General features: G+C 71.7%; 9 protein-coding genes. 2 read left to right on the top strand and 7 right to left on the bottom strand.

Going from position 1 to position 14241, the window contains the following annotated elements; genetic code table 11:
• Positions 1 to 15: 15 nt before the first annotated feature.
• Complete coding sequence (locus tag DDJ31_RS27570; RefSeq protein ID WP_127177684.1) at positions 16 to 1950, bottom strand: acyl-CoA dehydrogenase family protein; 1935 nt, start codon at positions 1948 to 1950, stop codon at positions 16 to 18.
• 372 nt (positions 1951 to 2322) lie between these two features.
• Here DDJ31_RS27570 and DDJ31_RS27565 point away from each other — a divergent pair, with 372 nt between their 5' ends.
• Entirely contained in the window at positions 2323 to 3378 is a 1056-nt protein-coding gene (locus DDJ31_RS27565) for a LacI family DNA-binding transcriptional regulator (RefSeq protein WP_127177685.1), read from the top strand.
• Between the two features lie 99 nt (positions 3379 to 3477).
• On the top strand, positions 3478 to 5526 hold the full coding sequence (locus tag DDJ31_RS27560) for a glycoside hydrolase family 31 protein (protein WP_127177686.1): 2049 nt from the start codon (positions 3478 to 3480) through the stop codon (positions 5524 to 5526).
• A 45-nt stretch (positions 5527 to 5571) separates the two neighbouring features.
• Here the strand turns inward: DDJ31_RS27560 and DDJ31_RS27555 are convergent, their stop codons facing one another.
• The 6 genes from DDJ31_RS27555 to DDJ31_RS27530 are packed head-to-tail and all read right to left on the bottom strand — an operon-like array spanning position 5572 to position 14234.
• A complete protein-coding gene (locus tag DDJ31_RS27555; RefSeq protein WP_127177687.1) occupies positions 5572 to 6285 on the bottom strand; it encodes a glycoside hydrolase family 12 protein in 714 nt (237 codons plus the stop codon).
• Between the two features lie 34 nt (positions 6286 to 6319).
• Positions 6320 to 8503: a glycosyl hydrolase family 95 catalytic domain-containing protein gene (locus tag DDJ31_RS27550; RefSeq protein ID WP_127177688.1), complete on the bottom strand. Its 2184-nt coding sequence runs from the start codon at positions 8501 to 8503 to the stop codon at positions 6320 to 6322.
• 46 nt (positions 8504 to 8549) lie between these two features.
• On the bottom strand, positions 8550 to 10538 hold the full coding sequence (locus DDJ31_RS27545; RefSeq protein WP_127177689.1) for a beta-galactosidase: 1989 nt from the start codon (positions 10536 to 10538) through the stop codon (positions 8550 to 8552).
• Complete coding sequence (locus tag DDJ31_RS27540) at positions 10535 to 11473, bottom strand: carbohydrate ABC transporter permease (protein ID WP_127177690.1); 939 nt, start codon at positions 11471 to 11473, stop codon at positions 10535 to 10537. Before DDJ31_RS27540 ends, DDJ31_RS27545 begins: the two co-directional genes overlap by 4 nt.
• Complete coding sequence (locus DDJ31_RS27535) at positions 11470 to 12504, bottom strand: ABC transporter permease (protein ID WP_127177691.1); 1035 nt, start codon at positions 12502 to 12504, stop codon at positions 11470 to 11472. Before DDJ31_RS27535 ends, DDJ31_RS27540 begins: the two co-directional genes overlap by 4 nt.
• A 26-nt stretch (positions 12505 to 12530) precedes the next feature.
• Complete coding sequence (locus DDJ31_RS27530) at positions 12531 to 14234, bottom strand: extracellular solute-binding protein (protein WP_127177692.1); 1704 nt, start codon at positions 14232 to 14234, stop codon at positions 12531 to 12533.
• Positions 14235 to 14241 lie beyond the last annotated feature (7 nt).

The raw sequence follows: 14241 nt of genomic DNA, 5'->3' as shown, positions 1-14241 counted from the left end.
CGCCGCCGGGGGCGTTCACCGGATCGTGCGGTGCGCGTTCTCCTTCTCGGAGGGCCCTGGGTCGGTCGCCGCGATCCACGGGCCCTCCCCCGAGGGGTCGACGATGCCGTCCTCCAGCCAGCTGTAGGTGCCCGCGAGGACACCCTTGACGACTGTGCGGTCCAGATCGTCGGTGTTGGTCCACAGCCGTCCGAAGAGTTCCTCGATCCGGATGCGGGCCTGGCGGCAGAAGGCGTCGGCGAGTTGGTACGCCTCGCGACCGTGGTCGCCCCGGGAGCGCAGGAGTTCGGCCCGTACGCAGGCCGCGCTCATCGCGAACAGCTCCGCGCCGATGTCGACGATCCGGCCGAGGAAGCCCTGCTTGGTCTCCATCCGGCCCTGCCAGCGGGACATCCCGTAGAAGGTGGCGCGGGCCAGTCTGCGGGCGGTGCGCTCGACGTAGCGCAACTGCTTGGAGAGGTCCACCTCGCGGCGGAACTCCGGGTAGGCGCCCGGTAGTTGGCCCTGCCCCGCGACGAGCTTGGGCAGCCACCTGGCGTAGAAGACCCCGGCGCTCGCGCCCGCCTTCGCCTTGTCCTGGAGGGTCGCCTCGGGGTCGATGAGGTTCCCGGCCACGGCGAGGTGGGCGTCGACGGCCTCCCGCGCGATCAGCAGATGCATGATCTCGGTGGAGCCCTCGAAGATGCGGTTGATGCGCAGGTCCCGCAGGAGCTGCTCGGCGGGGACCGCCCGTTCGCCGCGGGCCGCGAGGGAGGCCGCGGTCTCGAAGCCGCGCCCGCCGCGGAGCTGGACCAGGTCGTCCGCCATCCGCCAGCCCATCTCGGAGGCGTAGAGCTTGGCGAGCGCGCCCTCGATGCGGATGTCGTTGCGGTCCTCGTCGGCCATCTGGCTCGACAGGTCGAGGACGGCTTCGAGGGCGAAGGTGGTGGCGGCGATGAAGGAGATCTTCGCGCCGACCGCCTCGTGGTGGGCGAGCGGCTTGCCCCACTGCTCGCGGGCCGCCGACCACTCGCGGGCGATCTTCAGACACCACTTGCCCGCCGCCACGCAGGACGCGGGCAGCGAGAGCCTGCCGGTGTTGAGAGTGGTCAGGGCGATCTTCAGGCCCGCGCCCTCGGGGCCGATCCGGTGCGCGGCCGGGACCCTGACCCGGTGGAAGCGGGTGACGCCGTTCTCGATGCCGCGCAGGCCCATGAAGGCGTTGCGGTTCTCGACGGTGATGCCGGGCGAGTCGGCCTCCACGACGAAGGCGGTGATGCCGCCCCTGTGGCCCGCGCTCCTGGGCACCCTGGCCATCACCACCAGCAGGTCGGCGACGACGCCGTTGGTGGTCCACAGCTTCACGCCGTCGAGGAGGTAGTCGTCGCCGTCGGGGACCGCGCTCGCGGCCAGGCGGGCCGGGTCGGAGCCGACGTCGGGCTCGGTGAGCAGGAAGGCGCTGATGTCGGTGCGGGCGCAGCGGGGCAGGAAGGCCCGCTTCTGCTCGTCGGTGCCGAACAGCTTCACGGGCTGCGGCACGCCGATCGACTGGTGGGCCGAGAGCAGCACGCCGACCGCGGGCGAGGCCGAGCCGACCAGGGCGAGCGCCTTGTTGTAGTACACCTGGGTGAGGCCGAGGCCGCCGTACTCGGGGGCGATCTTCATGCCGAGGGCGCCGAGTTCCTTGAGTCCCGCGACCACCTCGTCGGGGATGCGCGCCTCGCGCTCGATGAGGGCGCCGTCGATGCGTGTCTCGCAGAAGGCGCGCAGCCGGGCGAGGAACTCCTCGCCGCGTCCGACGTCCTCGGCGGCGGGGGTGGGGTGCGGGTGGACCAGGTCGAGCCGGAAGCGGCCGAGGAAGAGTTCCTTGGCGAAGCTCGGCTTGCGCCACTCCTGGTCGCGGGCCGCCTCGGCCACCTCGCGGGCCTCGCGCTCGGAGACGGTGGGCTTGCTGCTGGGTGGTGCGGACATGGGTCCACCTCGTCGCGGATCGGGATCATGGTCCTGTTTGACTACCGACGGGTGCTACCTGAACGTATGTACCTGATCCCGGACGGGGCCACCACCCCGCGCGCAGCCGTTCGGCCCAGCGGCCGGCCGCCCCGGACGGGCGGGCGGGACGGGCGCGCGGGACGGGCGTGACGAGAACCGGCCGGGCGGAGCGCCCGGTAACCGGTTCGCCGGTCGCCGGTCGCCGGTTCGCCGGTTCGCCGGGAATTGGTGTCGAAGCGCTTCGACACCCTATGGACACCCTCTCGGCGGGAAGCTACTGTCGAACCACCCTCACCTGCCCCTGTACACCTTGCGCACTGTCGAAGCGCTTCACACCGCTGGGAGAGCTGGATGGTCACCCTCGCCGAGGTCGCCCAGCACGCCGGAGTCTCGGCGAGCACGGTGAGCTATGTCCTCAGCGGCAAGCGGTCCATCTCCACGACCACCCGGCTGCGGGTGGAGGAGAGCATCAAGGAGCTCGGCTACCACCCGAACGCCGGGGCGCGGGCGCTGGCCAGCAGCCGGTCCAACATCATCGCGCTGATGGTGCCGCTGCGCACCGACATGTACGTGCCGGTGATGATGGAGATCGCCATCGCGGTCGCCACCACGGCCCGCACCCACGGCTACGACGTCCTGCTGCTCACCGGCGAGGAGGGCCCGGACGCGGTCCGCCGGGTCACCGGCAGCGGCCTGGCCGACGCGATGATCCTGATGGACGTCGAACTCGACGACGAGCGGCTGCCGTTGCTGCGCGGCGGCGGCACCCTGGGCCGAGCGGGGGCGAGGCCGGGGGACGAGCAGCCGTCGGTGCTGATCGGGCTGCCGGCCGACACCACGGGGCTCACCTGCGTCGATCTCGACTTCCGGGCGACGGGCGCGCTCTGCGTCGAGCATCTGGCGCTGCTCGGCCACCGTGACATCGCTGTCATCGGCGAGGCACCCGCCGTCTACGAGCGGCACACCGGCTTCGCCGAACGCACCCTGGACGGACTCAGGTCCCGGGCACGGGAGTTGGGCATCCGGCTGCTGCACAGGCCGTGCGAGGGCGGCTACGCCGCGATGGCCGCGACCCTCGCCCGGGTGCTGGACGAACGGCCGGGCACCACCGGGTTCGTGGTGCAGAACGAGTCGGCGGTGGAGCCGCTGCTCGCCCTGCTGCGCCAGCAGGGCAGGGCGGTGCCCGAGGACGTGTCGGTGGTCGCCATCTGCCCGGAGCAGGTCGCCGTGCAGGCGTCCGTGCGGCTGACGTCCGTCGCCATCCCCGCCCAGGAGATGGGCCGCAGCGCCGTCGAACAGCTGATGGCCAAGCTCGACGGCCGCGACCTCGACGATGTCGTGCTGATCGCACCCGAGTTGACGGTCAGGGCGAGCACGGGTCCGGCGCCCGCCGGCGCCCCCGCCTGACGTCCGCGCACCGCCCCGCACCCTCCCCCGACCTTCCGCGCACCGCCCCCGCGCCCTCCGGGGCACCCCCCTGTCTCCACGTCATCAGGAGCACCCCACGTGAATCAGCCTGCCTCGCACCAGTCCAGGGGCACGGTCAGCCTGGCGCAGTCGTCGCCCACCGTCGGCACCTTCCGCGAGCGGGACGGCGCGCTGGAGTGGAGCGGCCGTCAGGAGACCGTGCGGATCCAGCCGTGGGGCCCGGACGCGGTCCGGGTCAGGGCCCGCCTCGGCGGCCCCCTCCTGGAGAACCTGCCCGGCGCGCTGCTCGACACCCCGCCGCCGGCCTCGTCGAGCGTCAAGACCGGCGCGGGGCACGGTCGGTTGACGGTCGGCGCGCTCACCGTGGAGGTGGACGCCGAGGGGCAGCTCCGGTTCCTGCGCACCGCCGACGGCTCGGAGCTGCTCGCCGAGCAGCGCGCCCACTTCTGGTGGCCCGGCCCGCGCCTCTACACCCCGGTCGGGGGCGGCAGCCACCGCCTGGAGCAGCGGTTCGCCGCCTACGACGACGAGAAGCTGTACGGCCTCGGCCAGCACCAGCACGGGCGGCTCGACCAGAAGGGGCTGGTGGTCGACCTGGTGCAGCGCAACGCCGAGATCACCGTCCCGGTGCTCTCCTCCAGCCGCGGCTACACCCTGCTGTGGAACAACCCGGCGATCGGCCGGGTGGAGCTGGCGGGCAACGGCACCCGCTGGGTGGCCGACTCGGCCCGGCAGATCGACTACTGGATCACCGCGGGCGCCCCGGCCGACGGGCAGCGCCGCTACAGCGCGGTCACCGGGCGCACCCCGATGCTGCCCGCGTGGGCGGCCGGGTTCTGGCAGTGCAAGCTGCGCTACCGCACCCAGGACGAACTCCTCGCCGTGGCACGGGAGTACAAGCGGCGCGGACTGCCGATCTCGGCGATCGTCTGCGACTTCTTCCACTGGACGCATCTGGGCGAGTGGAAGTTCGACCCCGCCGAGTGGCCCGACCCGGCGGCGATGGTGCGCGAACTCGACGAGCTGGGCATCACGTTGGTGGTGAGCGTGTGGCCGTCGGTGTCGCCGCTCAGCGAGAACCATCAACTGATGGAGCAGCGCGGCCACTTCATCGGCACGGAGTACGGTCCGACGGCGCACGCCGACTGGCCGGACAAGGGGGTCGCCTCCACGGTCCAGGTCGCGTTCTACGACGCGACGAACCCGCGGGCGCGTGATTTCCTCTGGTCCAGGATCAAGGAGAACTACCTCGATCCGTACGGGATAACGGCGTTCTGGCTGGACGCCTGCGAGCCTGAGCTGAAGCCGGGGTTCCAGGAGAACCTGCGCTACTGGGCGGGTCCCGGCCTCGAGGTCGGCAACGCGTACCCGGCGGAGAACTCCCGTACGTTCCACGAGGGGTTGCGGGCGTCGGGGCACGACGAGGTGATCACCCTCAACCGCTCGGCCTGGGCGGGCAGTCAGCGCTACGGCGCCGCGGTGTGGTCCGGTGACATCGGCACCGACTTCCCGACCCTGCGGCGGCAGATCGCGGCGGGGCTCAACACGTCGCTGTCCGGCATCCCGTGGTGGAACACGGACATCGGCGGCTTCCACGGCGGCGACCCGGACGACCCGGCGTACCGGGAGGTGATGGTCCGCTGGTTCCAGTTCGGGGCGCTGTCCCCGCTGATGCGGCTGCACGGCTTCCGCGACCCGGGCATGCCGCTCGGCCCCGAGATGACCGGCGGCCCCAACGAGGTCTGGTCGTACGGACCTCGGGCGGGCGCGATCCTGGAGCGGTACCTGCGGCTGCGGGAGCGGCTGCGCCCCTACGTCCTGGACGTGATGCGGCAGGCGCACGAGGAGGGGCTGCCGGTGATGCGCCCGCTGTTCCTGGAGTTCCCCGGCGACCCGGCGGCCTGGTCGGTGGACGACGCCTATCTGCTCGGCCCCGATCTGCTGGTCGCGCCGGTCCTGGAGGCGGGCGCCAGGACCCGCGCCGTGCGGCTGCCGGCCGGGGCGACCTGGACGGACGCGTGGACCGGCCGCGGGTACGAGGGCGGCGCGACGGTCACCGTCGAGGCGCCGCTGGAGCGGATCCCGCTGTTCCTGCGGGACGGGGCGTCGCTGCCGGTGGGCGAGTAGCGCGCCGGGGGCGGGGAACCGCGCGGACCCCGCCCCCGGCTCCGCTCAACTGCTGCTGACCGTCAGGTTGTTGGTGGTAAGGTCCAGGCCGCCCGAGGACGACGTGATCTCGTAGCCGAACTGCACGTCGCCGATCGTCTCGTTGCCGAACCAGCCCTTGGTGTCCTTGATCCACTTCAGGATCGGCAGGACGTCGACCGTGCCGGAGGTCGAGTTGGAGGTGCGGACGAAGGAGAAGACCTGGTTGGCGCCGTTGTCGCCCTTGTAGACGGTCCAGGTGTGGCCGCCCAGGGTGAGGTTGCCCTGCGAGGTGCCGAGCGGGCCGACCGCGCCGGTCTTGTTGACCCAGAGCATGATCTCGTAGTCGTAGTCGGTGTCCCAGATGTCGTACGACGTGTTGTACGCGCCCGACGACGGGACGGTGACGTTGTAGCTGCTGGTGAGCGAGGCGAGCGAGGTGATCGACTTGTTGATCACCTTCTTGGAGTTCGGGTAGGACTTGATGCCGCCGGTGTTGGGGTGGTTCGCCCAGACGCCCCAGTTGGTACCGGAGTTGGCCCAGACGCACTGGCTGCCGGCGCCCGAGCCCCAGATGTTGTTGTAGAGCGTGTAGCCGTTCAGCGTGGTGTTGCCCCACTGGTCGCAGGAGTTCCAGACGGCGGCCGAGGCGGGCGCGGAGGCGACGCCGACGGTGAAGCCGAGCGCGAGGGCGGGGGTCAGCAGGATCCTGGCGATCCTGCTCGGGGTGGTGGGTGCCATGGTGTCCCTTCCATGGGTGGGGGGAGGTACCGGGTCAGCGCGCCCCCAGGGTGAGGACGCGGTCTTCTCCGGCGACGAGATCGAGCGGCCGGGCGCCGGAGGAAGTCCTGAGTTCGACGCGGTGGGTCCGGGTGGGGCGGAGCACCGCGGTGCAGCCGTCGGGGGTCCAGGTGAGGTCGAGTGCGGCCCCGAACCGGGTGCGGACGCCGAGCAGCCGGCCGCTCGGGCGGACCGGCGCGGGCAGCAGGACCAGCCGGTCGGGCGTCGACTGGACGAGCGACTCGACGACGACGGCGGGCAGCGTGTGGGCGGCGTCCGCGTTGTAGACGTCGCGGCCCGGGTAGTGGGCGCTCATCAGGGAGTCGTGGAAGAAGTCGCCGCGCAGCACCTGGCCGAGGGCGTGGTTGACCCGGTCGGCGTCGCGCAGCCGGGCGGCGATCAGGGCGTGGTGGAGGTGGCCGTGCGCGGAGTCGTTCTCGGCGCCGCGCAGGGCGAGGGCGCGGTGCGCGGCGGCCGCGAGGGCGGGGGTGTCGTAGGGGTTGATCTCGTCGAGCGGCCAGACGCCGTAGAGATGGCTGAGGTGACGGTGGTCGTAGCGGTCGCCCAGGCCCTCGCGGGCCCATTCGGCGAGGGCGCCGTCGGCGTTGACGCGGTGCGGTGGGAGCCGGTCGGCGAGGGCTCTCCAGCGCTCGGCGTCGGGTCCCGGGTGGTAGGCGGCGGCGGTGCGCAGGGCGTGCCGGGCGGCGGAGAGGTCCATGGCCGCGTCGATGGCGCCCCAACTGCCGCCCGCGGGCCGGTTCTCGGGCGAGTAGGAGGGGACGAGGGCGAGCCGTCCCGTGGCGTCGGTGCGGGTGAGGAAGTCCTCGTAGAACAGCGCGACCCGGGCGAGGGCGGCGGCGGTGCGCGGGTCGCGGGTGCCTCGGGTCTCGTCGTGGTGGACGAGCGGTGTGAGCAGCCAGTCGGCGCCCGCGGTCCACAGGTGCAGCGGGTACTCGCGGCTGAAGTGGTAGCTCAGGCCGCTGTCGCCGTCGCTGTGGGCGGGCGCCACCATGCCCCGGGCGCCGAAGACGGTGCGGGCGTTCTCGGCCCAGTCGTCGGCCTGGCGGTGGATCAGGGACGCGTGGGCCTCGGTCACCTCGGGGAGGTCGGTCGCGGTGGCCGAGGCGGTCTGGAGGTTGAGGTTGGCGTCGTTGGTGAAGGCGCCTGACCAGGCGGTGTCCCAGTCGCCCGTCCACAGGCCGGTCAGGCGTGGCGGGTTGAGGCCGCTGGCGCTGAGCAGGTGGTAGCGGCCGGCCGCGAACAGCCGCTCCAGCAGGGCGGGGCTGCCGGGGCGGGTCAGCAACTCGGAGCCCGGCAGAGCGCGTTCGGCGGGATCGGCGTGCAGGTCGAGGGTGACGCGCCGGTAGGCGGTGGTGTGCGCGGTGGTGTGCCGGTCGAGGAGGCGGGCGTACGGGTCGGGGTCGTCGGGCAGCAGGGCGCGCAGGGCCCGGCCGTCGGCGGTGGGGTCCGGTTCGCCGGTGTGCCGTCGCACCCGGGTGAGCAGCAGTACCGAGCGGGCGCCGGTGACGTGGACGCCGGGGGGTGTCAGCCGGACCCGGCCGCCCGCGGCCACCACCAGGGTGAGGCCGGTGTAGGCGCGGTCGCCGCCGGGGTAACGGACCCGCAGGCTGAGCAGGGCGCCGTCGGAGGTGAGGACGGCGCTCTCGCCGACGGCGAGGCCGCGCGGCGCTCCGGGCAGCCGGTGGTCGAGGACGATGTCGAGGTCGGGTCCCGTGATCCGGTGGACGATCACGTCGTCGGCGCGGGAGACGAAGACCCGGCTGTCGAGGTGGCCGTGGACCGACGCGGTGACGCCGGTGGTGAAGTCGACGGAGCGCCGGTAGGGGCCCGGTGCGGCGGCCGGGCGGCGCACCCGGGTCTGGAAGGCGGGGTGGAAGGGCTGCACCCACTGGAGGGGGCGTCCGTCGGTGAAGGTCTCGGCGGCGAACAGGTCACCGGCGAGCAACCGGTCCTGGAGGGAGGGGAGTTCGGCGGCGAGCGCGGGTGGCCGCGCGTGTTCGCCGCCGTTGGGGCGGACCAGCGCGTGATGGGTGACGACGACCCGCTCGTCGTTCGGGTCGCCGAACATGAGGGTGCCGTGGCGGCCGTTGCCGCTCAGGAAGCCGTCCTCCCAGCGGGCGGCGGGGCGCGGTTCCCAGGTGCCGTGGGCGAGGGTCATGACGGCGGCACCGCCACCGGGAGCCGGACGCGGGCGTGGGTCGTCGTCATGGCGCGAGCACCGCCGCTCCGTACCGGCCGAGGGTGACGCGGTCGGTGACGACAGCGCCGGTGAGCAGGTCGCGGTGGCTGCCGGGCACCTCCACGGTGACCGGTTCGCGCCCGTGGTGGAGCAGGAACAGCAGGTCGCCGCGGCGCACCGCCTCGACCTCGGCGGGGAGTCCGGCGAGGACCGGGTGGATTCCCGCGGACTCGGCGATCCCGGTGAGCAGGGTGCGCAGGGCGTCGGGTGCGGGGAGGGTGGAGAGGTACCAGGCGCGGCCCCTGCGCAGCACGGCGGGCAGGCCGTCGAGTTCGCCGCCGCGGTAGACGGCCTCGGCGACGGCGTCCGGCGCCGGGTCGATCTCCTCCGACCACAGGGTGCCGTCGAAGGTGTCCGTCGCGACGGTCTCGCCGGCGTCGAGCGGCCACCACTCGTGCAGGACGCGGATGCCGAAGAGGGTGCGCAGCCGCGCGTCCATGCCGCCCGGTCTGATCCGGTCGTCCCGGTCGGCGACGCCGGTCAGGAAGCCGCTGACCAGGGTGCCGCCGCCGCGCACATAGCCGACGAGGTTGTCGACGGCCCGGTCGGTGAGGGCGTACAGCTGCGGGACGACGACCAGCCTGTAGGCGCTGAGGTCGTGTTCGGGGTGGGCGAAGTCGGTGGTGAGGTGGGCCCGCCACAGGGCGCGGTGCCAGGTGGTGAGCAGGTCGGCGTGGTCGACGTGGATGGAGAGCCGGCCCTCGTGGGCGCCGGCCCACCAGGCGTGCCAGTCGTGCAGCACGGCGATGTCCGCGATGTAGTGACGGTCCGTCACGTGTGGTGCCAGGGAGGCCAGTTCGGCGCCGATCTGCTTGACCTCCTGGAAGGTGCGGCCCTCCTCCCCCGCGTGGCCGAGCATCCCGGAGTGGAACTTCTCGGCGCCCTGCCGGGACTGGCGCCACTGGAAGTAGCAGACGGCGTCGGCGCCCCTGGCGACCGCCTGGAGGGACCAGAGCCGGTTGAGGCCGCGTGGCTTGGGGTGGTTGACGCCCCGCCAGTTGACCGGTCCCGCCGCCTGCTCCATCAGCATCCAGGGGCCGCGCGCCTGGGAGCGGGTCATGTCCTGCACGAGCGCGCCGTGCTGGGCGCCGTAGGGGTCGCGCGGGTCCGGGTAGAGGTCGACGGAGACGACGTCCTCCTCCTCGGCCCACCGCCAGGCGTCCTGGCCTGCCCACAGCGGCATGAAGTTGGTGGTGACCGGGAGGTGCGGGGTGTGGCCGCGCACGATGTCGCGCTCGGCGGTGTAGCACTCGAGGAGCATGTCGGAGGTGAACCGTTTGAAGTCGAGGACCTGGGTGGGGTTCTTCAGGTAGTGGGCGTGCCTGGGCGGCATGACCTCCGCCCACTCGCCGTAGCCCTGGCTCCAGAACGCGGTGCCCCAGGCGGAGTTGAGGCCGTCGAGGTCGCCGTACCTGGCGCGCAGCCAGGTACGGAACCGGGCGGCGGCCTCGTCGCCCCAGTCGTAGGTGCAGTACTCGTTGTTGATGTGCCACAGGGTGAGGGCGGGGTGGTCCGCGTAGCGGGCGGCGAGGTCCTCGGTGACGGCGGCGGCGCGGCGCCGGTAGGCGGCGCTGGAGTGCGAGAAGTGCTGGCGTCCGCCCCACCACTCGACGCGCCCGTCCTCGTCGCGCGGCAGGGTCTCGGGGTGCAGCCTGCCGAGCCAGGGCGGTGGCGCGGAGGTCGGGGTGGCGAGCACGACCCCGACGCCGTGGTCGTGCAGCAGCTCCATCAGCCGGTCCAGCCAGCCGAACTCTCGTGCGTCCGGGCGGGGTTCGATCCTGGCCCAGGAGAAGACGCCGACGGTGACGGAGTTGACGCCGGCGTCACGCATCAGCCGGACGTCCTCCCGCCAGGTCTCCTCGGGCCACTGCTCCGGGTTGTAGTCGCCGCCGAACAGGATCCGGCCGCGGGTCACCGTGCCGAGGCCGGGCCGGGGCTGCGGGGCGCGGCTCATCCCTTGACCGCCCCGGTCAACATGCCCTTCCTGAAGTGGCGTTGGACGAAGGGCGAGAGCACCGCGACCGGCAGCAGCGCCATCACCATGACCGCCATCTGCACGGCGAGCCCCGACAGCTCCCCCGTCTTGATGGCCTGTCCGAGCCCCACCGGCGCCTCCTGCTTCTGCACCAGCTGGATCATGACGTTCTGCAGCGGCATCATGTCCTGGTCGTTGAGGTACAGCGACGCGTTGAACCAGGCGCTCCAGTAGCCGACGGCGTAGAACAGCGTGATCACGGCGAGCACGGCGCGGGAGAGCGGCATCACGATCTGCCACAGGATGCGGAAGTCGCCTGCGCCGTCGATGCGGGCGCTGTCGGTGAGTTCCTGCGAGATGCCCATGAAGAACCCGCGCAGCACCAGGATGTTGAAGACGCTGATGGCGCTCGGCAGGATCAGCGCGAGATAGCTGTCGGTGAGGCCGAGGGACTGCACCAGCAGATAGGTGGGGATCAGGCCCGCGCTGAAGAACATCGTGGCGAGCAGCGTCATCAGCAGCCAGCGGTGGCCGACCGACGTCGTCCGGGAGAGTCCGTAGGCGCAGAGCACCGACACGGTCATCGAGAACGCGGTGCCGACCAGGGTGACGAGGACGCTGATGACGGTGGCGCGGGTGACCTGGCCGCCGCTGAGGAGTTCGCGGTAGGCGACGAAGGTGAGGTCGTGGGGCACCATCACGAGGCCGCCGGCCTCGTCGATGGCGCGGCGCGAGGAGAGGCTGGTGACGACGACGATCCAGAGCGGGAAGAGGATGCCGAGGCAGGCGAGGGCGAGGACGAGGCCCTTGCCCGCGAGGCCGGTCGCGCGGGGCTTCTCCTCCCACACCGGCCGGGGCGGCGCGGCCCACCGGGACGGCGGGCGCGCGGGCGGCTTGTCGACGACGGCGCTCACTTCTTGTACACCCCCTGCTCGCCCATCAGATGGGCGACCTTGTTCGCGGCGAGGACCAGCCCGAGGCTGACCACGCCCTTGACCAGACCGGCGGCGGCCGCGTATCCGAAGTCCTGGTTGCGGACACCGTTCCACCACACGAAGGTGTCGAGGACCTCCGACGCCCCCGGTCCGACGGCGTCGCGTTGCAGCAGGATCTGTTCGAAGCCGACGGTGAGGGCGTCGCCGACGCGCAGCACCAGGAGCAGCGCGATCACCGGCCGCAGCGCGGGCAGGGTGACGTGCCACATGCGGCGCCAGCGGCCCGCGCCGTCCATCGCGGCGGCCTCGTACAGGTCGGGGCTGACGGAGGCGAGGGCGGCGAGGAAGACGATGATCCCCCAGCCGGCGTCCTTCCAGACGCTCTGCGCGGTGATGAGGAACTTGAAGGTGTCCGGGTCGGTCATGATGTCGAGCCCGTCGTACCCGTGCTGGCGCAGGAGTTGGGAGAGGATTCCCGCGCCGCCGAACAGCTGCTGGAAGACGGCGATGACCAGCACCCAGGAGAAGAAGTGCGGCAGGTAGAGGATGGCCTGCGACAGCGCCCGCACCCGGGGTCTGACGACGCTGTTGATCAGCAGCGCGAGCAGGATCGGGAGCGGGAAGAACAGCACGAGCTGGAGGAAGAACAGCAGCAGTGTGTTCGTCACCGCGTTCCAGAACGCCGAGTCCGCGACGATCCGTTGGAAGTTCTCGACGCCGACCCAGGGGCTGTGCAGGATCGAGACGACGCCGTTGTCGCTGATGTAGGGGTCGTAGTCCTGGAAGGCGACGATGTTGCCGAGGATCGGGACGTAGTTGAACAGCAGCACCAGCAGGAGTGCCGGCAGGGTCATCAGCAGCAGGACGCGGTCGCGGCGCAGCCGGACGCGGAGGCTCACCCTGCCGGGGCGGTCGGTGCGCGGGGGCCCGGTGGCGTCGTCCCGTGCCTGCGGGTTGGTCCCTGTGGTGTCGGCCTCGGCCCTGTCGCGAGGCACCGTGCTGTGGGACACGGCCGTTCTCCTTGCCTCGGTGCCGGTCAGCTCGTGGCCGAGCCGTTGTCGTCGAGCAGCTTCTGGTACCAGTCGCGGAGCTTGTCGCCGCCCTTGTTCTTCCAGTCGGAGGCGGCCTGCTGCATGTCGGAGACCTTCTTGCGGCCGCGCACGATGTCGTCCTCCAACTGCTCGAAGTCGTTGGAGAGGTTGGTGTAGCGGGTCGGCTCGGTGATCTGCTGGCCGTAGAACGTGGACTTCTTGGTGAAGGCGCCCATCCGCTGCTGCCACTCGACCATGGCCCTGGTGACGTCGGGGAAGTCCGGGTGGGCGATGGTCGGGGCGGGGCTCGCCACCATCACGAAGGCGTTGAGGACGTCGATGTTGCCCTGCTTGGTCTTGGTGGGCACGCCGTCCTTGACGGTGTAATGGGTGCCCTGCACACCGTAGTTGGTGAGCATGTACTCCTTGGTGCCGTACGGCGCGGCCGTGACGTCGGCGACGGCCAGCGCGTCCCTGATCACCGATTCGGACGCCTTCTTGCTGATGAAGGCGAAGATGTTGGCGGGCTGGGTGGCCCAGATCGTCGGGTCGCCGCCGTCGTGGCCCCAGATGTCCATGCCCCAGATCTTGTACGCGGGGTTCTGGGTGGCCTGTTCGGCGGAGCGGCTCCACCACTGCGAGATGTCCTGGTTGTAGATGAGGAACTCGCCGGCCGCGAACTTGGGGCCGGGGTCGGTGGCGCTGCTCTTGCCCAGCATGGCGTCCGGGTGGACGACGCCCGCGGCGAACAGCTTGCGCGTCCACTCCAGGGCTTCGAGGTAGGCGTCGGTCTCGACGCGGTAGACGAGCTTGCCGTCGACGAGGTTCCAGCCGAGCGGCTTCTCGCCGCCGGAGAGCACGCCGAAGGTGTTGAACGCCGTCCACTTCATGTCCTGGCAGGCCCAGCGCTTCGCCCGCGCGTTGGTGATGTCCTTCGCGAGCGCCATGAACTCGGCGGCGGAGCGCGGGACTTCGTAGCCCTCCTTGTCGAAGATGTCCTTGCGGTAGAGGGGCACGATGTTGGTGACGTACGACGACGGCATCGGCAGGCCGCGCAGCTTGCCGCCGAAGATGCAGCGCTGCCAGGCGTCGGTGGGGATCGCCGCGAGGTTCGGGTACCGCTCGACCTTGTCGCCGGAGAGGTAGGGCCCGAGGTCGGCGAACTTGCCGGTGATGGCGCTGGGTATCTTGCCGCCCATGTTCCAGCCGGGGACGACGACCACGTCCGGTACGTCGCTGGAGGCGAGGACCGCGCCGAGCTTCTGGTCGTAGGTGTTGCCGTCCTGGTTCTGCCAGACGACGTCGACGCCGGTCAGCTCGTTCATCGCCCGGTAGTAGGCGTTGTCGTTCCCCGGCGGCGAGCCCCAGAACGGCGACATGACGGTGACCTTGCCGCCCTTGCCGAGCTTCTCGGGCACCGACGTCTTCAGGCCCGCGATGTCGAGTTCGGCGGTGAAGCCGGCCGCCGAGCCGTTCTTGGCGGGGATGTCCGGGGTGACCACACCGCCCGCGGTGTAGGAGGGCAGCAGCTTCTTCGCGCCCTTGCCCGCCGACGACCCTCCTCCCGACCCGCTGTCCGAGCCGCCGCACGCGGAGAGCAGCGGCAGCCCGCCCGCGACCGCGGCGGTGGCGACCGCGGTGGAGGCGAGGAAGCTGCGGCGGCTCGGTCCTGAGGAACCACCGGAGCGGGAAGCGGCGTTCGGCGTCATTGCGTCA

Source organism: Streptomyces griseoviridis, from assembly GCF_005222485.1.
GTDB classification, from domain to species: domain Bacteria; phylum Actinomycetota; class Actinomycetes; order Streptomycetales; family Streptomycetaceae; genus Streptomyces; species Streptomyces hintoniae.
The sequence above is the reverse complement of the archived record's forward strand: the minus strand, read 5'-3'. Positions and strand labels throughout refer to the sequence as shown.